This is a genomic window from Rheinheimera lutimaris (assembly GCF_013283795.1).
Classification (GTDB): domain Bacteria; phylum Pseudomonadota; class Gammaproteobacteria; order Enterobacterales; family Alteromonadaceae; genus Alishewanella; species Alishewanella lutimaris.
The window spans coordinates 16324-39531 of record NZ_JABSOD010000011.1; the positions used below are offsets into that span (position 1 = coordinate 16324).

The 23208-nt window shown below is 49.9% G+C and carries 20 protein-coding genes; 8 read left to right on the forward strand and 12 right to left on the reverse strand.

The annotated features are described in order from the left end of the window. Window positions 1-21 precede the first annotated feature (21 nt). From yajC to HRH59_RS12050, 4 genes are all read right to left on the reverse strand, one after another. A complete protein-coding gene (yajC, locus tag HRH59_RS12035; RefSeq protein WP_173501516.1) occupies window positions 22-360 on the reverse strand; it encodes a preprotein translocase subunit YajC in 339 nt (112 codons plus the stop codon). 20 nt (window positions 361-380) lie between these two features. Further along, window positions 381-1523 (reverse strand): tRNA guanosine(34) transglycosylase Tgt, encoded by a 1143-nt coding sequence (gene tgt, locus HRH59_RS12040; protein ID WP_173501517.1) that lies wholly within the window; start codon window positions 1521-1523, stop codon window positions 381-383. 308 nt (window positions 1524-1831) lie between these two features. Beyond that, complete coding sequence (gene queA, locus HRH59_RS12045; RefSeq protein WP_173501518.1) at window positions 1832-2857, reverse strand: tRNA preQ1(34) S-adenosylmethionine ribosyltransferase-isomerase QueA; 1026 nt, start codon at window positions 2855-2857, stop codon at window positions 1832-1834. A gap of 75 nt (window positions 2858-2932) precedes the next feature. Then, window positions 2933-3841 carry a hydrogen peroxide-inducible genes activator gene (locus tag HRH59_RS12050; protein ID WP_173501519.1) on the reverse strand — a complete coding sequence of 303 codons (909 nt, stop codon included), beginning with the start codon at window positions 3839-3841 and terminating at the stop codon, window positions 2933-2935. A 383-nt stretch (window positions 3842-4224) separates the two neighbouring features. Between HRH59_RS12050 and HRH59_RS12055 the strand changes: the two genes are divergently transcribed. After that, a complete protein-coding gene (locus HRH59_RS12055; protein WP_173501520.1) occupies window positions 4225-6483 on the forward strand; it encodes a S8 family serine peptidase in 2259 nt (752 codons plus the stop codon). Window positions 6484-6565: 82 nt separating this feature from the next. On the opposite strand, the gene HRH59_RS12060 is transcribed toward HRH59_RS12055, so the two are convergent. The 3 genes from HRH59_RS12060 to phoU form a co-directional block, all read right to left on the reverse strand. Next, on the reverse strand, window positions 6566-7834 hold the full coding sequence (locus HRH59_RS12060; RefSeq protein ID WP_173501521.1) for an inorganic phosphate transporter: 1269 nt from the start codon (window positions 7832-7834) through the stop codon (window positions 6566-6568). An 18-nt stretch (window positions 7835-7852) separates the two neighbouring features. Then, a complete protein-coding gene (locus HRH59_RS12065; RefSeq protein WP_173501522.1) occupies window positions 7853-8530 on the reverse strand; it encodes a TIGR00153 family protein in 678 nt (225 codons plus the stop codon). 151 nt (window positions 8531-8681) lie between these two features. Then, window positions 8682-9392, reverse strand: a complete 711-nt coding sequence (gene phoU, locus HRH59_RS12070) for a phosphate signaling complex protein PhoU (protein WP_331460176.1) — start codon at window positions 9390-9392, stop codon at window positions 8682-8684. Between the two features lie 326 nt (window positions 9393-9718). Between phoU and HRH59_RS12075 the strand changes: the two genes are divergently transcribed. From HRH59_RS12075 to HRH59_RS12095, 5 genes are all read left to right on the forward strand, one after another. Next, window positions 9719-10225 (forward strand): glycine cleavage system protein R, encoded by a 507-nt coding sequence (locus tag HRH59_RS12075; RefSeq protein WP_173501524.1) that lies wholly within the window; start codon window positions 9719-9721, stop codon window positions 10223-10225. 108 nt (window positions 10226-10333) lie between these two features. After that, the gene (gene ppk1 / locus HRH59_RS12080; protein ID WP_173501525.1) at window positions 10334-12448 is read left to right on the forward strand and encodes a polyphosphate kinase 1; all 2115 of its coding nucleotides are present in this window, start codon (window positions 10334-10336) and stop codon (window positions 12446-12448) included. Then, window positions 12448-13986 (forward strand): Ppx/GppA phosphatase family protein, encoded by a 1539-nt coding sequence (locus tag HRH59_RS12085; RefSeq protein ID WP_218573507.1) that lies wholly within the window; start codon window positions 12448-12450, stop codon window positions 13984-13986. The genes ppk1 and HRH59_RS12085 overlap by 1 nt, the downstream gene beginning before the upstream one ends. 74 nt (window positions 13987-14060) lie before the next feature. Then, complete coding sequence (locus HRH59_RS12090) at window positions 14061-15545, forward strand: SulP family inorganic anion transporter (RefSeq protein WP_173501526.1); 1485 nt, start codon at window positions 14061-14063, stop codon at window positions 15543-15545. 224 nt (window positions 15546-15769) lie between these two features. Continuing rightward, window positions 15770-16585, forward strand: a complete 816-nt coding sequence (locus HRH59_RS12095) for a class I SAM-dependent methyltransferase (RefSeq protein WP_173501527.1) — start codon at window positions 15770-15772, stop codon at window positions 16583-16585. 33 nt (window positions 16586-16618) lie between these two features. Here the strand turns inward: HRH59_RS12095 and HRH59_RS12100 are convergent, their stop codons facing one another. Next, entirely contained in the window at window positions 16619-17380 is a 762-nt protein-coding gene (locus tag HRH59_RS12100; RefSeq protein WP_173501528.1) for an MBL fold metallo-hydrolase, read from the reverse strand. A 166-nt stretch (window positions 17381-17546) separates the two neighbouring features. Here HRH59_RS12100 and HRH59_RS12105 point away from each other — a divergent pair, with 166 nt between their 5' ends. Next, window positions 17547-18860, forward strand: coding sequence for an amidohydrolase (locus HRH59_RS12105; protein WP_173501529.1), 1314 nt, complete (start codon window positions 17547-17549; stop codon window positions 18858-18860). Window positions 18861-18864: 4 nt separating this feature from the next. Beyond that, complete coding sequence (locus HRH59_RS12110) at window positions 18865-19443, forward strand: DNA-3-methyladenine glycosylase I (protein WP_173501530.1); 579 nt, start codon at window positions 18865-18867, stop codon at window positions 19441-19443. A 67-nt stretch (window positions 19444-19510) separates the two neighbouring features. Here HRH59_RS12110 and HRH59_RS12115 read toward each other — a convergent pair whose 3' ends face one another. From HRH59_RS12115 to phoB, 4 genes are all read right to left on the reverse strand, one after another. Continuing rightward, window positions 19511-20026, reverse strand: coding sequence for a M23 family metallopeptidase (locus tag HRH59_RS12115; RefSeq protein WP_173501531.1), 516 nt, complete (start codon window positions 20024-20026; stop codon window positions 19511-19513). A gap of 101 nt (window positions 20027-20127) precedes the next feature. Then, entirely contained in the window at window positions 20128-20892 is a 765-nt protein-coding gene (locus tag HRH59_RS12120; RefSeq protein ID WP_173501532.1) for a substrate-binding periplasmic protein, read from the reverse strand. 111 nt (window positions 20893-21003) lie between these two features. Further along, window positions 21004-22344 (reverse strand): phosphate regulon sensor histidine kinase PhoR, encoded by a 1341-nt coding sequence (gene phoR, locus HRH59_RS12125; protein WP_173501533.1) that lies wholly within the window; start codon window positions 22342-22344, stop codon window positions 21004-21006. Window positions 22345-22361: 17 nt separating this feature from the next. Continuing rightward, complete coding sequence (gene phoB, locus HRH59_RS12130; protein WP_173501534.1) at window positions 22362-23048, reverse strand: phosphate regulon transcriptional regulator PhoB; 687 nt, start codon at window positions 23046-23048, stop codon at window positions 22362-22364. Between the last annotated feature and the right edge of the window lie 160 nt (window positions 23049-23208).

A 23208-nucleotide genomic window follows, 5' to 3' on the forward strand; every position in this document is an offset into this window, starting at 1 on the left:
CTGTTTATCCTTTCTTCTGCCTTACAGAGATTTCAGCGTGCCTTTTGGCAGTACAGCGCTGATCGCCGCTTTTTGCACTGTCACTTCAGTGCTGTCATTCAGGGCAATAACCACGAAATCTTTATCTTCAGCAATTTTGCTGATGCGGCCAACCAGGCCACCCTGAGTTAATACTTCATCGCCTTTACCCAGTGCAGACATCAGATTACGGTGATCTTTAACGCGCTTGGCTTGCGGACGGTAGATCAGGAAGTAGAAGATCAAACCAAACGCCACCAACATAATAATAAGATCCCAACCGCCGCCTTGGGCTGGCTGGCTGGCTACGTCGGCATAGGCGTTGCTGATTAATAAACTCATTTGTGTCCCCTTAATTGTGATTAATGTTGTTCTGTATTGGTATCAACCGCGTGCAATGCCGGAACCGGCAGGCCACGTTTTGCATAAAATTGTTCGACAAACTGCTCCAGGTTACCAGCGGCAATAGCCGCGCGCAATCCTTGCATCAATTTCTGATAGTGATGCAAATTGTGCATGGTATTTAATCTGGCACCCTGAATTTCATTACAACGGTCCAAATGGTGTAGATATGCACGGGAATAATTTTTACAAGTGTAACAGTCGCATTCTGCGTCTAACGGGCCAATATCATCTTTGTATTTGGCGTTGCGGATTTTTACCACACCTGTGCTGACAAACAAATGACCATTACGCGCATTACGGGTCGGCATAACACAATCGAACATATCAATGCCACGACGCACGGCCTCAACGATATCTTCCGGCTTGCCCACGCCCATTAAATAACGCGGCTTATGCGCCGGCATTTGGCCGGTAGTGTGGTTTAAAATGCGGATCATATCGGCTTTAGGCTCACCGACCGACAAACCACCAATGGCATAACCATCAAAGCCAATATCTTCCAAACCATTCAGCGACACATCGCGCAGGTTCGGGTACATACCGCCCTGAATAATACCAAACAATGCCGCCGGGTTATCGCCATGCGCTTCTTTGCTGCGTTTAGCCCAGCGCAATGACATTTCCATAGACTTTTTCGCTTCCTGCTCGGTGGCAGGGTACGGCGTGCATTCGTCGAAAATCATTACGATATCCGAGCCTAAATCGCGCTGCACTTCCATTGAGCGTTCCGGCGTTAACATAATGCGCTCGCCGTTTAATGGTGAGCGAAATTTAACACCTTCTTCAGTAATTTTACGCAACTCGCCCAGGCTGAATACCTGGAAACCGCCGGAGTCGGTCAAAATAGGCTTGTGCCAGTGCATAAAGTCGTGCAGGTCACCGTGCTTTTTGATGATCTCAGTGCCCGGGCGCAGCATTAAGTGAAAAGTGTTACCAAGGCAAATTTGTGCCCCGGTAGCGTCCAGCTCTTCCGGTGTCATGCCTTTTACCGTGCCGTAGGTGCCAACCGGCATAAAAGCCGGCGTTTCTACCACGCCACGCTCAAAAATCAGCCGGCCGCGGCGGGCCTTGCCATCTGTAGTATCTAATTCAAATTTCATTACTATCCTCATACGCCGGAGAAACAGTCCGGCTTTTTTGCGCCGCCGATTATAGCAGCTTAAGTGACAGAAGCTAAGCTGAACAAAGCGGATGGTGCCTCAGCTGACTATCAAGGCTATGGCAGGGTGTTGTTGTGCAACTGCAGGTGCCGGGAAATTCTTATTTCGCCGCCTTCAACAGCACATCCCTGTGCTGTCTCAGCCTCCGCGGCATCCCTGCCGCTGCTGCATAAGAACACCCGGCCCCCGCTCTGCTGGCGGCGAGCTAAACCTATTCAGGCCTCCGGACTCAGCCAGCTTTTGCAACGTTAACGAATAAACATCGCATCGCCGTAGGAGTAAAACCGGTATTGTTCTGCAACCGCCGTTTTGTAGGCATTTATTACATTTTCGCGGCTGCTGAAGGCTGATACCAGCATAATCAACGTAGATTCCGGCAAGTGAAAATTAGTGATCAGTGCATCAATCACCTTAAACTCATAACCAGGATAGATAAAAATCTGCGTATCGCCGTTATAAGCCACCAGCTTGCCGCCGCCCTGTTGTGCAGCCGATTCCAGTGAACGTACCGACGTAGTGCCCACCGCTACCACGCGGTTACCGCGCGCTTTGCATGCTGCAATTGCATCTACCACATTTTGCGGCACTTCAATGTATTCGGCGTGCATTTTATGCTCCAGCACGTTATCCACCCGCACCGGTTGAAACGTGCCGGCACCAACGTGCAGCGTAATATAAGCAAACTCCACACCTTTATTTTTCAGCTTATCTAACAGCGGCTGGTCAAAGTGCAAACCTGCGGTGGGCGCGGCTACCGCACCCGGCTTTTCGTTATACACCGTTTGATAACGCGCTTTATCTTCTTCGTTATCCGGACGGTCAATATAAGGCGGCAGCGGCATATGGCCCAGGCGTTCCAGCATCGCCAACACCGGCTCGTCGCTAAGTACTTCGAGCTCAAACAGTTCGTCGTGGCGCTGATTCATCCGCACTTGTGCACTGTTTTCCAGCACTAATACCGTACCTGGCTTTGGTGATTTGCTGGCACGAACATGCGCCAGAAAACGCTTATTATCCAGCATGCGCTCTACCAGCACCTCCACTTTGCCACCGGAGGCTTTTTGGCCGAACAAGCGCGCCGGTATTACCTTGGTATTGTTAAATACCAGCAAATCCCCGGGCTGTAAAAACCCGGCTAAATCTTTAAAAATATGATGTTGTAACTCGCCGCTGTGTTTATCCATCGCCAGCAAACGGCTGGATGAACGCTCGGCTTTGGGAAAACGGGCAATAAGCTGCCCGGGCAGTTCGAATGAAAAGTCTTTAACTTGCATTGGAGATTCCTTGGCTTTACCGACCAGAGGGCACGGCTGTAAAAAAACAGCCGGCATTTTAGCAGAACAAGGGCTTTAACGGCACTTTTGTTGTAACACTTCAGTGATCAAATCAGCCATTAGCCGGTAGCTGCGCGCTTTGGTGGACGTGGGGCGCCAGGCCACACCAATATCGCGGTAGGCAGCAGCATTACCGGGGGCTTGCGCTATCAGGCCGGTGCCATCCAGTACACCACTGTTAATCGCCATTTGCGGCATAAAAGTAACGCCCAGCTTATTGTTTACCATCTGGGTTAGCGTATGCAGACTGGTGGCAAAAAACGGGTTTACTTTACGGCTGTCTTCCAGCTCGCAGGCCTTTACCGCATGGTTGGTTAAACAATGCTCGCGCTCCAGTAAAAAGATGCTTTCGTCCGGCCATTGGCTGATATCTTTATTAAAGCCCCTGTCCAACCAATCCTGGTGCAGCACCAGTTTAAACGCATCCTGCGCCAGTACTTCGGTATGAAAAGCACCGGTTTCATAGGGCAACGCCAGTAACACCATATCCAGCCGGCCTTCAGCCAGGCCATGCAATGAATTCTCTGAGGTATCTTCACGCAACAACAGCTGTAAATCGGGGTACCGCTCGCGGCACAGTGTCATAACTTCACTGAGCACAAAGGGTGCAATAGTCGGTATACAGCCCAAGCGGAACGGCCCGGTCATCGGTTTGCCCTGGCACTTGGCAAACTCGGTCAGCTCTTCGCATTGTTCAATAATGTGCCGCGCCTGGCGTACGACATCTTCCCCCAGCGCCGTAAAAATAAAGGTTTTGTGATCCCGCTCTAACAGCTGCGCCTGCATGGTTTCTTCTAAATTGGCAATAGCAGCACTTAGCGTAGACTGACCGATATAGCAGGCATCAGCAGCACGACCAAAGTGCTGATGCTCGTGCAGCGCCAGCACATACTGCAACTGTTTAATACTGGGCAAACGTTTCATTACTAATTCCGATTAAAAAAAGACTTAACAGCCAATATAAGTGGTTAAACTCTACGCCTGAATCTATAGCGATGCAAGTGGCAGCCACTGCGCAGCAAGCTGGCCCTAAAATTACAACTGATAATAAATAGTAAATATAATTTCAATAAGTTAGCCGCCAGAGCACATATTTATGTAAATTGAAGTTTGAATAAAAATTTCTTTTGTTATAGCGTAATAACTGAATTGTTTTAGGCCTGCTACTCTGCGTCCCTCTTTCAGCACTTGCAGGCTGTTGCTGTAGACATTTCATTTAATTAAATGACCTCCCGCTTGCGAGTTATGCGGTCCGCGCTGTATCGGGTATGCATCTGAAAACTATAACAATCACCTGGAGGGTGAACATGTCCGGAACACATAACACATTATTATTGGCTGGTGTCAGCATCTTAGCGGCTGCCGTCAGCAGCGCTATAGCCGCCCCGGCAGACGCTGTGCGCTTAGCCGCTGAGCAAGCCGCCAGCGAGCGCTATATTGTTAAATATAAAGACAGTAATCTTAGCAAAGATCCGCTGTTAAGCCGCAGTAAGGTGGCAAAAGACGTTTCGTTATCAGCATTGGCCGGTAACAGCGAACGTTTAAGCCGTCAGGGCGCACGTATTCACCATGTATTGGCCAAGCGTAACGCTATTGCAGCAGAGCTTAGCCCTGACACGGTTAAAGCCTTAAAGGCCGATCCGACGGTAGAATATGTTGAGCGTGATTTACCGCGTTTTCCCATGTCGCAACAAGTACCTTACGGCTATACCATGGTGCAGGCAGACCTGGTCAGCGACCAGTTTGCCTCGAACCAAACAGTTTGTGTTATCGATTCAGGCCTGGGTTTACCGCATGAAGATTTTAACGATGCCAATATCAGCGGCACTAATGACATTGGCACCGGTAACTGGTTTGACGCCGGCGGCCCGCATGGCACCCACGTAGCCGGTACTATTGCGGCATTGAACAACGACGTTGGCGTTGTGGGTGTGTTGCCCAACGGTAATGTAAAACTGCATATTGTTAAAGTGTTTAATGACGATGGTTGGGGCTACTCCTCTACTTTGGCGCAAGCGGTTGATACCTGTGTGCAAAATGGCTCTACGGTAATTAATATGAGTCTGGGTGGTGCCGGTTCTAACATCACCGAAAGTAATGCCATGCAAGCCGCCTATGACGCCGGCGTACTGCTGATCGCTGCTGCCGGTAACGACGGTAACACGGCATTATCTTACCCGGCATCTTATGATTCTGTAGTATCGGTTGCCGCCGTAGATGACACTCAAACCCACGCTGATTTCTCGCAGCGTAATACTCAGGTAGAGCTGGCAGGCCCGGGTGTAGCGGTACGCTCAACCTACCCAACCGGCACTGCACTGGACGCCACCTTAACGGTCAATGCCACTGCTTATAGCGTAAACCCGATGACGGGCTCCGGTACGGCAGATTTCACCGCAGAGTTGGCCGGTTGTGGTTTAGGTTTGGAAACCTGTACAGACGTTGCCGACAAGATTTGTTTAATTGAACGCGGTGAAGTGGCTTTTGGCCTGAAAGTTGAATCTTGTCAGGCCGGCGGCGGTATTGGCGCCATTATCTATAACAATGAACCGGGTAACTTTAGCGGCACTTTAGGTGACGCCCCTACTACCACCATTGCTGCAGTCAGCTTATCGCAGGAAGATGGCCAGCTGTTACTGGCACAATTGGGCAGCGATGCCAGCCTGTTTGCCGGTGCAGCCAATTATGGCCTGATGGATGGTACCTCTATGGCCTCTCCGCATGTTGCCGGCGTAGCGGCGCTGGTATGGAGCCACTACCCGGATTGCAGCAATGCACAAATTCGCAGTGCCTTAGCGGCCACCGCAACAGACCTGGGTGCACCGGGCCGCGATACCTCTTACGGCCACGGTTTAGTGCAAACCAAAGCTGCAGTAGATTATCTGGCCGAATTTGGCTGTGAAGGTGATGATATTGAGCCGCCACCGCCGCCAACAACAACAGAACTAAGCAACGGTGAAACCATGTCCGGCATCGCCGGTAGCGGTGGTGAAGAACTGCTGTACAGCTTAGCTGTGCCGGCCGGCGCCAGCGACCTGTCGTTTGTAATGAATGGCGGTAGCGGTGATGCGGATATGTATGTCAAGTTTGGCGCTGAGCCAAGCGCATCAGACTGGGATTGCCGGCCTTATGAGTTTGGTAATGATGAAAGCTGTGCTATCGACCCGGTGCAGGCAGGCACTTACTATGTCAAGTTAATCGGTTATACCGACTTTGCTGAAGTGAACCTGACCGGCAGTTTTACCGCACCGGACTTACCGGATGCCGGTGGTGAAACCATTACCGATATCACTATAGCCCGCCGTGCCTGGCAACATTACACGCTGGAGGTACCGGAAGGTATGGCGCAGTTAACCGTTGAGATCAGCGGTGGCCGCGGTGACGCTGACTTATACATCAAGCATGGCAGCCAGCCTACCAGCGCCAACTATGATTGCCGGCCGAATAAAAACGGTAACAGCGAAACCTGCGTTATTAACAACCCTCAAGCTGGTGTTTGGCATCTGTCACTATATGCCTTCCGCGCTGTAAGCGGCTTAACCCTGGTAAGCGAATACCAGCCGTAAGCCGTATTTAAGCACTAACAGCAAACTATAAAAAAGCCCTCGTTAACCGAGGGCTTTTTTTGCTTTTAACCTTGTAGCGTTATCAGACGCTGAAAATGGCTTTAAGAATATAGAAGAATATAATTGCCAACCCGGCACCTACCGGCAAGGTAATGATCCACGAGATAAAGATGTTGCGCACGACACCTAAATTCAGTGCAGCTATACCGCGGGCCAGACCAACACCTAATACCGCACCTACCAGGGTTTGTGTGGTAGAGATAGGCAAACCGGCGCCGGAGGCAATAACCACAGTGGAAGCAGCAGACAATTCAGCAGCAAAGCCACGGCTTGGCGTTAAATGCGTAATAGCCGTACCAACAGTCTGAATAACCCGCGCGCCCAAAGTGGCCAGGCCGATTACAATACCAATGCCACCTAAGGGTAATATCCACCAGGCTAACTGAGCTTTACTGGCAATCTCTCCACCACTGCTCACCACACTCACCACCGCGGCCAAAGGCCCAATGGCGTTGGCCACATCGTTTGAACCGTGGGCAAAGGCCATACAACAAGCAGTAGTGATCATTAACACACCGAAGATACGCTCAACATTATTAAACTGCATTTTCTTATCGGCCGCAGGGTCAAACTTCAACTTACTGATCACCACTTTACCAATGGCGCCGATAACCACCGCAATGGCGATAGAAATATAATAACCGTCTGCAGTGGTCAGGTGTAAACCAATGTGTTTTAAGCCTTTTTGTACAGTAACCAAAGTCATCATAAAGGCTGCAAAGGCCATATAAAACGGCACATACTTTTTCGCATTGGCCAGTGGTGCATCGGTATCAAAAATTAATTTCTGCGCACTCATAAAGAACATATAAGCCAGCACGCCAGCCAACATCGGCGTCACCACCCAGCTACCGACAATACCGCCGACTTTGTCCCAGTGCACGGCGTCCATACCTACGCCCACTGCAGCAAAACCGATAATGGCACCAACAATAGAATGCGTAGTAGATACCGGCCAGCCAAAGTAAGACGCCACGATTAGCCAGGTTGCTGCCGCCAACAATGCCGCTATCATGCCGTACACCATCAGCTCCGGCGCATCGACAAAGAAAGACGCATCGGTAATACCGCCGCGAATGGTAGAGGTAACCGAGCCGCCGGCTAAGTAAGCACCGGCAAATTCAAATATAGCGGCAATAAAAATGGCTTGTTTAATCGTCAGCGCTTTAGAACCAACTGAGGTACCCATAGCATTGGCAACATCATTTGCACCGACACCATAGGCCATCATAAAACCGAATACGGCGGCGATAATAACCAGAATTAAACCGTATGATTGTAGAATATCCATCAGGGAAACCTTTTAAAATTAACGGGCGAGCATAATTTCGAGACGTGAACCAACCTTAAGCGCTACATCGGCCAGGTCACCAACCCACTCCAGTGTGCGGTATAAAAACATCACATCTATCGGGTTAAGTTCTTGTTCTGCCAAACGTAAGGCTTTACGCAATTTAATCTGCATTTCATCGGTGTCACCTTCGATGGTATCCAGTTGTTCTACCATCTTGATCACCAGGTCAACTTCACGACCACGGAAACCGGTTTCCAGCAGTTCGTCCAGTTCATTAATCACTTCACTGGCTAACGCAGTAGCGTCAATACAGCGTTGCACATAAGTTTTAAAATCTGCCTGCAGGTTCTGCGGGATCAACAACTCGCGCCCCAACACACGGCCGGTAATATCTTTAGTTTTATTAGCGATTTTGTCTTGCTGCGAAACCAGCTCCAGAATATCGGTGCGGTCGACCGGCAAAAACAGGCCACGCGGCAGGTTGATACGGATTTCACGTTTTAATTTGTCGGCTTCTTTTTCCAACGCGACGATATTTTTACGGACATCTGCCGCAAGTTGCCAATTTTGTTGATACACCGCATCGAAAAACGGTAGCAACAACTCGCTGGCCTGATGCACCTTGCGAATATGTTCTTCTATCGGTTTAATCGGTGATTTGGCAAACACGGATAAAAAAGTACTAGCTGGCATAGCCTGACCCCGTAAGTTGGTTTGACGACAGTCGGCGCGCATTGTAACGGCATTCAAAGCGCATGAAAAACGAAAAATGAATGCTAAATGAAAACGCCCTGAACAAAAGCCTGGTCAGGGCGTGCGTAAGCTATAAAAAAATACCGCCAAATCAGCTACGTGCTTCCTGCTCCAGCTGCTCGGCACTGCTATGACGTACTACCTTGCCTTTAACAAAGAAAATAATGTATTCGGCCAAATTCTTACAACGATCGCCGATTCGCTCCAGCGAACGGGCCGACCACAGCACGTTCATTACCTTAGGAATAGAGCGCGGATCTTCAATCATGTAAGTCATTAATTGCCGCGTAATGGCTTCATACTCGCGGTCAACTTTCTTATCTTCTTTATGCACTAACAGCGCGGTTTCCACATCCATACGGGCGAACGCATCTAACACATCATGCAGCATCTGGCCGACATGGCGGCCTAAATTGTCGAGATTTACCAATAAATCCTGCTGCTCACTGTTAAACGACTCCAGCGCCACCCGGGCAATACGCCGGGTTTCATCGCCTATGCGCTCTAAATCGGCGATGGTTTTCATGATAGCCATTATTAAGCGTAAATCACTGGCCGCCGGTTGGCGTTTAACAATAATGCTGGTGCACTCTTTATCAATTTGCAGCTCCCAGTCATTTACTTTTAAATCGGTATCGATAACCAACTGAGCCAGTTCAGCATCGGCATTGGCTATCGCCATCAGTGCATTATTTAACTGTTGCTCAATCAAGCCGCCCATCGCCATCACATGATTGCGCACTTCGTTAATTTCTTCGTTAAAAGAACTGGAAATATGTTTACTTAAATTGAGCTTATCCACTGCCGGCTCCGTTTCGTTGGCTGTCTGCTGATACGAGCTACCGGCACAGGCCGGTTCTGATGCGCTAAGTATAGGCAGAAAGCCGGGCGTCATACCAGCGCAGTGGCCACTAACAAGGGCTAAATTTTTGTTGCTGTGCTTACACTGGGCAAAATTCAGCCGGCAATGACTATTGGCTAAGCCATTAAATTTACAATTAATGTTAACGGTACATTTTAAAACTTTTCGGCAACAGCTACACTCTGCTAGTGTTAATAACCTTTTAGCCGGCTGTGGCATTAATGTCCGCTGTTACTTTTACTTCAGGTATGACAGGAATAAATTGAATGAAGCAGTTAGTACTTACATTAATAGGTAAAGATAAAGCTGGTTTAGTCGAAAAACTGGCCACTGTAGTCAGCGAGCACAACGGCAACTGGATGGCCAGTAACCTCAGCCATTTGGCCGGTTACTTTGCCGGCATTTTGCAAGTAGAAGTAGCCGAACAGGATTTGCCGGCGCTGACCGCAGCACTTGAGCAAATTACCGATTTAGACATTAAAATTCAGCACGGCATCGCCGCCAGCTTAAATGCGCAGCAACACCTGAAATTTGTTATTACCGGCAATGACCGGCCTGGCATAGTGCGTGAACTTTCCTCGGTGATTAAACACAAAGGTACCAATATAGTGCATTTTGAAAGCAACAAACAAAGCGCACCGAACTGGGGAGTGCCGCTATTTAACGCTATTGCTACTGTGGAATTACCAGCCAGTGTCAGCCGTGATGAAGTGGTTAAAGCTCTGGAAGCTATTGCCACTGATATTGTAGTGGATGTAGAAACCGAACATTAACCCAAAATACGCTGCCGGTAGCAGCATTTTGTTGCGCCGGCCGCGGCTTTCACCATTTTGTCATAAAAATGCCATAGAGTAAGCCCAGTCGTAGTCAGGAGCTGGACCATGCAACATACAGATACTACTCTGGAATTCCCCACCTACCCGCGTGAACTCAGCTGGTTAGCCTTTAACGGCCGCGTGTTGCAGGAAGCGGCAGATGAGCGCAACCCGCCGATAGAGCGCTTACGCTTTCTCGGTATCTATTCCAATAATATGGATGAGTTTTTCCGCGTCCGGGTAGCTGATGTTAAGCGGCGCATTTTACTGAAAAAATATCAATCAGATGAACAGGAAGATGCCGAAGAGCTGCTGCAGGAAATTCAGCAGCAGGTACTGCAACTGGGCGCTCGCTTTAATGCCATTTATCTGGATATTCAGCTGGAGCTGCGTAAACACAATATCGAGCTTATCGACAACTTTAAGCTGGGCGAGCTGCAATCCGGCTGGGTTAAAAGCTACTTTCGCGATGAGGTGATAAAACACATATCACCGATGATTTTATCCGGCGAAGAAGTCAGCCTGCCCAAAGCACTGGAAGACAATACCACCTACCTGATGGTGGAAATGACCGGCAGCGGCAAGCCGCAATACGCCATAGTGCAGGTACCGACCAACGAGCTGTCGCGCTTTATCGAATTGCCGCTGCATTTGAATACCCGCAAGAAAAACGGCCACTACCGCAGGCAAATATTACTGCTGGACGATGTGATAGTGCACTGCGCTGCCGACTTATTCGCCGGTTTCTTCGAGTTTGATCATATTCAGGCTTATTCATTAAAACTAACGCGCGACGCCGAATACAATATCAGTGACACCCTGGACCAAAGCCTGATTGATAAAATGTCGAAGGGTATTCGCCAACGCTTAAAATCCGAGCCGGTGCGGCTGGTATACGATGCGGCAATGCCGGAGCAAATGCTCAAAGTGCTGAGTAAACAACTGGGTACCAGCTCGGTAGACTCGCTGATCCCGGGCAGCCGCTACCGCAACTTTAAAGACTTTATCGGCTTTCCTAATATCGGCCATCAAAGCCTGGAGTTTCCGGCCATGCCGCCGCTGAAAAGCCCTGACTTTGAGCAACACACTACCAGCTTTGATGCCATTCGTGCCGGTGATATTTTGTTGTATTACCCGTACCACAATTTTGGTTACTTTACCGAATGGGTACGCCAGGCATCGTTCGACCCCAAAGTTACCCACATTAAAATGACCATGTACCGCGTGGCGAAACATTCGCGCGTGATCCACTCCTTGTTGGATGCGGTGCGCAACGGCAAAAAAGTTACCGTGGTAGTAGAGCTGAAAGCGCGTTTTGATGAAGAGAACAACATCAACTGGGCACGTAAAATGACCGAAGCCGGCATTCAGGTGGTGTTTGGCTTAACCACGCTGAAAATTCACTCCAAGTTGTGCCTGATCAGCCGGCTGGAAAAAGGCAAACCGGTGCACTATGGCCATATAGGTACCGGTAACTTTAACGAAAAAACCGCGCGTATTTATACCGATATGAGCCTGTTTACCTGCCATCAGGAAATTACCGCTGAAATTGATCAGGTGTTTGAGTTTATTGAATACAGCTACCGGCCGTATCAGTTTAACCATTTGATCGTTTCCCCTACCTGGAGCCGGCCGCGTTTACTGGCACTGATCCAGCGCGAAACCGATTTTGCTATCAGCGGCCGCAAAGCTGAAATTTTCCTTAAGGTGAATAACCTGGTTGATCAGGAAATTGTTAACCAGCTGTACCGTGCCAGCCAGGCCGGAGTGAAAATTCGTATTATAGTGCGCGGTATGTGCTCACTGGTGCCCGGGCTTGCCGGCAAAAGCCAGAATATTAAAGTGATTTCGGTGCTGGACCGTTTTTTAGAGCACGCGCGGGTTTACGTGTTCCATAACGGCGGCGAGACCGATTTATACCTGTCTTCAGCCGACTGGATGACACGTAATATCGACCAACGGGTGGAGGTAGGCGTACCTATTTACGATATACGTTTAAAGCAGCAAATATTAGATACGCTGGATATTCAGTGGCGGGACAATGTAAAGGCACGTATTATTGATGCCAGACAAAGCAACGCCTATGTAAAACGCGGCAATAAACGCAGCATCCGTTCACAGCAACAGATCTACGATTATTTCGCCCGTCAGCAGGGGCTGCACAACGACGCCGAGACTTAATGAACGATATTTCACCTGCACCAGAGCGCCCGGACAACCAAGCCTATATGGCTGCGGTTGACCTGGGCTCAAACTCCTTCCATATGGTTATCGCCCGGGTAGTAGACGGTGACATTCAGCTGCTGCACCGCGAAAAACAAAAAGTGCAGCTGGCCGAAGGTTTAAACGAGCAACTGGTGTTAAGTGAAGAAGCCATAGAGCGTGGTTTAACGGTATTGGCGCAGTTTGCCGATACCCTAACGCCGTTTGCACCGCACTCGGTGCGGGTTATTGCCACTTACACCCTGCGCCGCGCGCGCAATTCCGCCACCTTTTTACGCCGCGCTAAAGCCGTATTCCCGTTTCCGATAGAAGTGATCTCCGGCCAGGAAGAAGCGCGCTTTATTTACCAGGGGGTGGCACATTTTGAGCACTTCAGTGGTCGGCGGCTGGTGCTGGATATTGGCGGTGGCAGCACCGAATTTGCCATTGGCGAGGGCTTACAGCCACTGCGGCTAAGCAGCCGTAATATGGGTTGTGTCAGCTATGCGCTGCAGCACTTCCCGCAAGGCCGCATCAGCGAAAAGCGCTTTAACCGTGCCATTTTGCAGGCTGAACAAGAGCTGGAACCTATTGTCAGCAGCTTTAAAGCCGCCGGTTGGCAACAAGCCGTTGGCACCTCTGGCACAGTAAAAACCATCCGCGATATTATTACCGGCATGGGCCTGAGCCATAATGCACTGGAATTGGAACATCTGCTGGCGTTAAAACAGCATTTAATCGAGCAGGAAAACAGCTATCAGCTGGACTTGCCCGGTTTAACCGATGATCGCAAGTTATTGATTTGCTCCGGTCTGGCTATTTTAATTGCCGCCTTTCAGCTACTGCAAATAGACCAACTTATCTATATTGATGCCGCGCTGCGTGAAGGCGTACTGTACGAAATGAGCGACCGGCTGCAGCATCTGGATATCCGCGAGCACAGCGTAGCCAGTATGCAACGGCGCTATGATGTTGATATGGCGCAAGCGGCAAGGGTAAGTGATACCGCGTTGATGTTATTTAGCCAGGTGCGCAGCAAATGGCACTTAACTGATGAAGACGCCATGTTGCTGGGTTGGGCTGCCACGCTATACGAGGTTGGCCTGCACATTAACTCGTCCGGGGTGCAAAAGCACTCGGCGTATATTCTGCAAAGTGCTAACTTGCCGGGCTTTAACCAGGAGCAGCAGCAGCTTATTGCTACCCTGGTACGCTTTCACCGGCGTAAAATCCGGCTGGAAGAAATGCCGGCCTTTAGCCTGTACCAACTGTCGCAGGTAGTACATCTGTTAGTATTGCTGCGTTTAGCCGTGCTGTTAAACCAAAAACGCCGCGATGATTTTTTGCCACAGTTTAGTGTTATTGCCGATATGCAGGCGCTGCAACTGGATTTATCAACCGACTGGTTAAGCAAACAAAGCCTGCTGGCGGCCGATTTACTGCAGGAACAAAAGGCGCTGAAAAAAATCGCCTTTGTGCTCGACTGTCCGGGTTTAACAGACGTTGTACCGGCCTGACGGCTTATCGTCTGGCAATACAGGCCTTATACCGGTATACTGCGCGCCCTTTTTAGCTGACGATATTTCAACCAATGCTAATCACATCAATTAAACAAAACTGGCTGTCTAACGTTCGGGGTGATGTGTTATCAGCCATTGTCGTAGCACTTGCGCTTATTCCTGAGGCCATTGCCTTTTCGATTATTGCCGGTGTAGACCCTAAAGTCGGCCTGTACGCCTCTTTCGCCATATGTGTCATTATCTCCTTTGCCGGTGCCAGACCGGGCATGATATCCGCCGCCACCGGCGCTATGGCGCTGTTGATGATCACTCTGGTGAAACAGCATGGTCTGGAATATCTGCTCGCTGCCACCTTACTCACCGGCGTAATTCAAATTGTGTTTGGCCTGTTTAAACTGGGCGATTTAATGCGCTTTGTCTCGCGCTCTGTGGTGACCGGCTTTGTCAATGCCTTAGCCATCCTGATTTTTATGGCGCAACTGCCGGAATTAAGCGGCACCTATGGCAGCGTTACTGTGTACGGTATGACAGCATTGGGCCTGGCGATTATTTATCTGTTTCCGTATGTGACGAAAAAAATCCCTTCGCCGCTGGTGTGTATCGTGGCGCTGACGGCCATCGCCGTGTATTTCAAGCTGGATATCCGCACTGTAGCCGATATGGGCGAGTTGCCGGACAGTCTGCCGATTTTCCTCTGGCCGGACGTGCCGCTAAACTTTGCAACACTGCAAATTATCTTCCCTTATGCATTAGCACTGGCAGTAGTGGGTATTTTAGAATCCTTGATGACCGCGACTATCGTCGATGATTTAACCGATACCAGCAGCAATAAAAACCGCGAATGCGTTGGCCAGGGTGTGGCGAACATTGGTTCAGGTTTAATTGGCGGTATGGCCGGCTGCGCCATGATTGGCCAGTCAGTTATCAACGTTAAATCCGGTGGCCGTACGCGGCTATCCGCCTTATTGGCCGGTTCATTGTTGCTGGTGATGGTGGTATTTCTCGACAACTGGGTGGGTATGATCCCAATGGCCGCACTGGTGGCGGTAATGATTATGGTATCTATCGGCACCTTTAGCTGGTCATCGGTAAAAGATCTCAGCAAAAATCCGAAAAGCTCCTCTGTGGTAATGATTGCCACTGTTATCGTGGTGGTATTTACCCATAACCTCGCCTACGGCGTACTAGTCGGCGTGCTGTTAAGCGCACTGTTTTTTGCCAATAAAGTTGGCCAAATTTTATATATCGGCTCCAGCTTGTCAAAAGATGGCCACCAGCGCACTTATAACGTGGTTGGCCAGGTGTTTTTCAGCTCCGGCGAACAGTTTGTTGCTGCTTTTGACTTTAAAGACGCAGTAGAAAAAGTCACCATTGATGTCAGCAAAGCGCATTTTTGGGATATTACCGCCATCAGCTCGCTGGATAAGGTGATGATTAAATTCCGCCGCGAAGGTACCGAAGTAGAACTACTTGGCCTGAACGAAGCCAGCGCGACCCTGGTGGATAAATTTGCTATTCACAACCGGCCCGATGTCGAAAAGTTAATGGGACATTAAGGTTACCAAGCCCGGCACTCGCCGGGCTTTTTGTTTAGCCATCAGCAAAAGTACCATTTGTACAAAGCTGCCACACTTAATGTTGTGGCAGTGCCGCCTTATCAATATGGCTAATCAATACAAACGTCAGCGGATTAACCCGTTAAATCACTTTTAAAAACAGAATTTTAGGGTTACCTTCTAACCACTTCCCGAATAAATACGCACCACTACAGGATCTGCTGATGCTCACTAAACTCTTGAATGTAAGTTTGTTACTACTGGCAAGCAGCGCTTGCTTTATTGCCCGCGCGGATATTAGCCAGGCGTTGCAACATGAAGCCCGCACCGACGCCAATAAACTGCGCGATACTGCACGCAAGCCTGAGCAAACGCTAACATTTTTCGAGGTAACACCACAAAGTACCGTGGTGGAAATATGGCCGGGGTCAGGCTGGTACACCGAAGTATTGGCACCGCTGTTGGCGGAACAAGGCAAGCTGTATGCCGCGCATTTCTCTGATAAGTTCAGCTTATTGCCCGCTGACTATATGCAAAAAGGCCGCGCAGACTATAGCGCCAAACTGGCAGCACACCCTGTGTATAAAAATGTCACTGTAACTGAGTTTGCCCCACTGGCCGGTATCGATATTGCACCGCCAGCCAGTGCTGATGTGGTGCTGTCTATCCGCAATCAATTTTATATCTTTGACGGCGAAACCTCATTAAAACATGCTTTAGCCAACTTTTATCGGGCGCTTAAACCCGGTGGCGTGCTGGGCGTAGTGGCACCGCGCTTACCGGATCACTTGCTGGATACAAACTGGAAAGAGTCAGGTTATGTGCCGGAGCAGTTATGGTTAGATCTGGCCAAACAAGCCGGTTTTAGCTTTGAAGCGCGCAGCGATATGCTGCTTAACCCGCAAGATAGCGCCGACCACCCGGCGGGGATCTGGTCTTTACCTCCCACCCTGGCCGGCGGTGAAAAAGATAAAGCCAGGTATATTGCCATTGGCGAAGTAAACCAGATGGTATTGAAGTTCAGAAAACCAGCCAACTAACCACAGCTAACCGACGGTGAACCTAATCGTACTTCAATGCGAGCGGCTTTGCCGGCCCAGCGCATGTGCAATGCGGTTGCGCATTGAGTGCCAGTGATTTTTCGGCAACGTCGGAGCCTGGGCCAAAATGGCTTCAAAGTTAATACTGCCGCCGTCTCGCGGTGGCAGATGAGCAAAATACAGCTGACTGGGTTCAAGGCGGTTAACCCGCTGCAATGATTGCTTATATTGATTCGGGTGACACACCGGATAAGGCGGTACCAGCCGCTTTTTAACCGACACGATTAAATCGGCAATATACAGCTGCTTAGTAGGTACATGCCACAACGACAAATCATGGTCAGTATGGCCCGGCGTATAAAGCACCTGCCAGTCAGGGAAATCGGGCAAGTATTGCTCATCTTGCAGTAACAGATCGGGTTTTAATATCGGCGTGTACCAGATATGCCGCTTTGGTTTACCCAAACGGTTGGCTACCCACCAGGTTAAGCTAACATCGATTATATGCGCTGTGCGGCCAAGCAAGCCCGAATACCAGCGTGGCGCTTTGGGGTGGCAGGCAATGCGGGCACCGGTTAAGCGCCTGAGTTTATGCGCCCCGCCGGCGTGGTCCGGGTGCATATGCGTCACCATAATCAGTTTAAGCGCCGTTAACGGCATACCTAATTGCTGCTGAATATACTCACATACTGTGGCAATATCTGCCCGGCTACAGCCATCCAGCAGCAATAAGCCGGCCGTATCCTGCACCAGATAAATGTTCTGTATATAGCCCTTGAGAATATGTAATTGCATTAGGGTGTGTTTGGCCTCAGCGTTTGCAACTGGTCCGACATTACCTAAGCTCAGGCCACTTTACCAGCAGCAATTTACGCATAAACTGCCGATTTAACATCAGCTCTTGGCTTTTACCGGCGCAGCGCTTAAGGTAGTAACACTATAGAAAAATGATGGAGTTCCTATGCGCTGGTCACTATTAAGCCTGACTTTATTGCCACTGTTATGCACGCCCGACGCACTGGCCGAGTCACGGCCAGAGCTCAGTAAGCAAATTGAGCAGGTTATGCCCAAAGTGATTAGCTGGCGCCGTGATATTCACCAGCACCCCGAATTGTCGAACCGCGAAGTGCGCACCGCAGCTAAGGTAGCAGCGCATTTGAAAAAACTCGGGCTGGAAGTGCGCACCGGCATCGCCCATACCGGCGTGGTCGGTATTTTAACAGGCGGCAAACCCGGCCCGGTGGTAGCACTGCGCGCCGATATGGATGCGCTGCCGGTCACCGAGCAAACCGGTTTAGCCTTTGCGTCAAAAGTAGTTAGTGAGTTTAACGGCCAGCAAACCGGTGTAATGCACGCCTGCGGCCACGATGCGCATGTTGCTATGTTGATGGGTGCAGCCGAAGTGCTGGCCAAACAACGCGCCGATATTACCGGTACTATTATGTTTGTATTTCAGCCCGCAGAAGAAGGCCCACCGGCCGGCGAAGAAGGCGGCGCAAAAATGATGCTGGCCGAAGGCTTATTTGCCAACCCTACCCCATCAGCTATTTTTGGCCTGCATGTTTGGCCCGGCGAACCCGGTCAGCTGCAGGTGAAAACCGAAGGTATTATGGCTGCGGCCGACAGCTTTCAAATAACCGTTAAAGGTAAGCAGGTGCATGGCTCCAGCCCGTGGCGCGGTATCGACCCGATAAACGTTACCGGTCAGCTGATTAACGCTATAAACCTGATACCGGCACGGCAGATTGATGTCACCAAAGCGCCGGCGGTGGTATCGTTTGGTCAGGTGCATGGTGGTATTCGCTGGAACATTATTCCGGATGACGTAAAACTGGAAGGCACCATTCGCACCTTTGACAGCGAAATGCGCGAAGATTTAATTGCCCGCATGGCACACACCAGCGAGCATATTGCCAAAGCCAGCGGCGCCGAAGCCGATTTTCATGTGCATAACTTTGCCGCCGTTACCTGGAATGACCCGGCGCTGACCGACTGGGCGATGCCAAGCCTTAAGTGGGCCGCAGGCGATAAAGGCGTAGCACCGATAAAACCGATTACCGGCGCCGAAGACTTCTCGTTTTACCAGCAGCAAATTCCCGGGGTGTTTTTCTTTCTCGGCATTTCACCTGCAGGCAAACCGTTAAGCGAAGTACCGCCTAACCACTCACCGATGTTTGATGTTAATGAAGACGCTTTAGTTAACGGCGTACGGGCATTAACCGGCCTGGCATTGGATTATCTGGCGCAGGCACCCGCGCCGGCACAAAAGGACTAAGCAGATGAATACACCGTGCCGCTGCCACTGGGTCGACTTAACCAAACCCGACTATGTCGCCTACCATGACACCGAATGGGGCGTGCCGGTGTATGACGATAACAAGCTGTTTGAGTTTTTAACCTTAGAAGCAGCTCAGGCCGGCCTGAGTTGGTACACGGTACTGAAAAAACGCGACAGCTATCGCGAAGCCTTTGCTAACTTTGACCCGGTGAAAGTGGCGGCTTTTGACGAGGCTAAAGCGGCAGAATTACTGCAAAACCCCGGCATTATCCGTAACCGCTTAAAAGTGGCGGCCGCGATTAACAACGCGGCACGTTTTCTGGAGGTGCAAGCCGAGTTTGGCAGCTTCAGTGACTATCAATGGCAGTTTGTCGGCGGTAAACCGCAGCAAAACAGCATAGCCGGGCCTGAAGATTACCGCGCTACCAGCCCCGAGTCTGACGCCTTTAGCAAAGACTTAAAAAAGCGCGGCTTTAAATTTGTCGGCTCAACCATTATTTACGCCCATATGCAGGCTTGCGGTATGGTGAATGATCATCATGTGGATTGCTTCCGGCACCAGGTCGTCGCAGCACTATAGTAAGTACGTCGACATGCTGTAAATGGCTACCGTTATAAATAAACACTAATGCTGAAACTGCTTACTGTTATTTGCCAACCAGATAATTACCGGGGTCAATATAAAACATCTTTTTATAACCCTGGCTGCTACCGTCTATCGCCAGGGGCGCGGGAATTAGCCTGACGATAGAATAATGTAAATGTGGCGGCTTTCCTTTGGCATTGCCGCTGTCGCCTACTGACCCAATAACCTCACCCGACCTTACCGCCGTAAAACCGGTGACATTTATGTTGTTAAGGTGAGAGAAATAATGCAGCCGCCATTTCGGCCCCAGCACCAATACTACCTTACCGCCCTTGGCAATTTCGCCCTGATATAACACTATGCCGGTTGTAGTGCTGGTTACGGCAGTACCCTTGTGAGCGAAAATATCGATACCTTTGTGCACACCAGAGCTGCCCCAGGGTTCATACCAGAAAGAATCGGGGTGCCAGTCGCGCTGAACAGCGCCGGCTACAGGCATACTGATCCGCTCAGGCATTGCAAAGCCGGCTATCAGTAACAGCGCCGGTAATAGCAGTAAATAGCGTTTTATTTTCATAACACAGATATAAAGCAGCGTAAGTTAACCGGCAATTAACGTGGCCGCTGACAAAGCTACTTTACTGCAGATTGATCCCACGCAGTTACTGTCTGCCTTGCTTATTGGCTGGCGACGGAACCATTAATATGTTGCTGTAACAAAGTTTCCGTCAGGCCGGACTCTTTCGCTTGCTGCAAAAAGATATTTAGCTTAGGCAGCAACGACTGCCACTGCAATGATAACGCCAGTGTCATACCGGTTTCGTCCACCACGTAATCCGAGCGGTATAGCTCGGCATCAGCAAACTGGTGCAGTTTTAACCACTGGGCGACGTGCTCGTTTAGGTAGGCAAAATCACAGCGGCCGTTAACCAGCATATTCATTTGGTCAAACTCACTATCTGTATCCAGCCGCAGCAACCTGCCACTGTCTAACGCCTCCGTCAGGCCGGTGTAAACATAATGCCGGCGCAAACAAATAGTGCTGTTTTTCAAGGCATCGAGTGCCTGTAACTTTTGCGGTTGCATAGTGTAGATAAAATCACGGTGGGTTATTACTGCGCTGCTGTACAGCGCTTTTTCCGGATGCTTGCTCCATTTCTCGGCCAGCACCATCATACCTATTTCGCCGTCATACAACTTAAGCTCGGCACGCTGGCGGTTGTCTTCAATGTAATTGACATGAATATGGTTGGCCGAGAAAAACTGATTGAGCAATTCGGGAATAACACCGCGTACTGTGTTGGTCGTGTCAGACTTGTACATGTAAGGCGGCACTTGCGGATAGTAAATACCCACATTAATAGTTGGCGCCGGCTCTGCGCAGCCTATAGCGCTGCCGGCCAAAGCCAACAGCAATACCAGCGTTTTCAGTACGTTGTTCATGTTTTCAGGCCTTGCCAATTCCATGGCTTATTTATGTAATCGCTTACTTAGCTACAGACTATAACTATAGGGCCAAATTGTGACAATGGTTTTATTGGCGGCAGACTGCGGCTAAACCGGTTTACTGTTACGCTTCTTTTTTATATCCGCATTGTTGCCATGCACCAATTCAGGTGGCAGGGTAAAGGAGAAACTGCTGCCTTTGCCAGGCTCACTGAAGATCATCAGCCGGCTGTTATGCCGCGACAGCACATGTTTAACAATAGCCAGACCCAGCCCGGTGCCACCGGTATTACGGGCGCGGGCTTCGTCTACACGGTAAAAGCGCTCGGTTAAGCGTTTTACATGCTGTGGCGCTATGCCCGGACCGTTATCATTGACAGAAAATACTGCTTTTAAGTGTTGCCGCTGCCAACTGACATAAATATCACCGCCATTTTGCGTGTACTTAATGGCGTTGATCACCAGGTTTGAAAAAGCACTGCGCAGCTCTTCGGTTACTCCGGTGACAGTCAACTGCGGGTCGATATCGAACACCAGCTTATGCTGCTTATCGCGGTTAACGGTTTGCGCCTCCTGCTCCAGTTGCGCCAGCATAGCCGGTACGTCCACCTCATCGTCAAACTGCACCCGCGCTGAGGCTTCAATACGCGATAATGTCAGCAGTTGCTGCACCAGCGCATCCATCCGTTTGGTTTGGTCCAGCATTACATTGTGGGCTTTTTTCCACATGGCTTTATCCGGCAAGTGTTCGTCGTCCATCACTTCCAGGTAACCCTGCAGTACAGTAAGCGGAGTGCGCAGCTCGTGCGAGACGTTGGCGACAAAGTCTTTGCGAATTTGCTCTAACTGCTTTAACTGGGTAATGTCGCGTACAATCAGCAAATACTGCTCTACGCCATACGCCATAATATTAAACTCCAGCGTAAGCTGATCGTTTACCGGCGAGGGCAGCTCTATCGGCAGCTCAAATTTAGCTGTTTTAAGATACTGCAGGAAATCAGGATGACGGATCAGGTTATCCAGCCGCTGCCCTTCATCGCCCGGCCAGTGCAGCCCCACCAAAATTTGCGCCAGCTTGTTGCTCCAGATAATGCTCCAGTCGCGGTGCATTACCACTACCGCTTCAGGCAGGGCTTCTGCGCCGTCACGGAAACGCCGCACTACGTTGCGCAGTTCGCGCCTTTTACGCCGGTCACGCCGCTGTAAATAGTAAATACCTTCGAATAAGTGGCCCCATATACCTTCACTGATTGGCGGCGATAACTTACGGTCACGCCACAGCCATTTGTCCATTAAAAACAAATGATGGTAATGCCATAGCAACAGCGCAATAGTGAATATCAGCAGTGCCAGCAGCAAGCTGTTCGAGATCAGGCCAACCAGAGCAATAAAACAGTAAAAAAGGAAGAGTCTGGTATACACCTTCCTTTTTGATAACAGCTGACGCATAGCGGCGCTTGATAACCTTACTTGGCAGAGAAACGGTAGCCGGAGCCCCGCACAGTTTGTACTAATCTATCATGGCCGGCGATAGAAATCGCCTTGCGTAAACGGCGGATATGCACATCAACAGTACGGTCTTCCACATACACATTAGTGCCCCATACGTGGTCGAGTAACTGCTCGCGGCTGTACACCCGCTCCGGGTGGGTCATAAAGAAATGCAGTAAACGAAATTCAGTTGGCCCCATGTCCAGCGCCTGCTCCTCTGCCATAACACGGTGCGACACCGGGTCCAGTTTTAAGCCCTGCACTTCGATAACTTCATCCAGGCTGGTCGGCGCTACGCGACGGATCACCGCTTTAATGCGTGCCATCAGCTCTTTCGGTGAAAACGGCTTGGTAACATAGTCGTCGGCGCCAACTTCCAGCCCGCGTACTTTGTCTTCTTCCTCGCCACGGGCGGTGATCATAATGATCGGAATATTGCGGGTCAGCTCATGTTGCTTCATTTTTTTAGCGATCTGAATGCCGCTGCCGCCGGGCAACATCCAATCCAGCAGCACTAAATCCGGGTAGGGCTCTACCAGGGCATTAATAGCTGAATCATAATCTTCAGCTGTCGTCGCCTGATAACCATTTTGTTCCAGTACAAAACACAACATATCACGGATCGGGGCTTCATCTTCCACCACCAGGATCTTTCTTGCCATTGTTATCACCACATTAAATAGCGGCCCCAGGCCGTATTGGTTAACTGTTTACTTTTATTAACATTAACAGTATCACTGCAAATTATGACATTTTTATGAAAATATCATTTAGCAGGGCGATAAAACATGGAAATGCGCCCTAAATTTCTGCTGCGCGAAG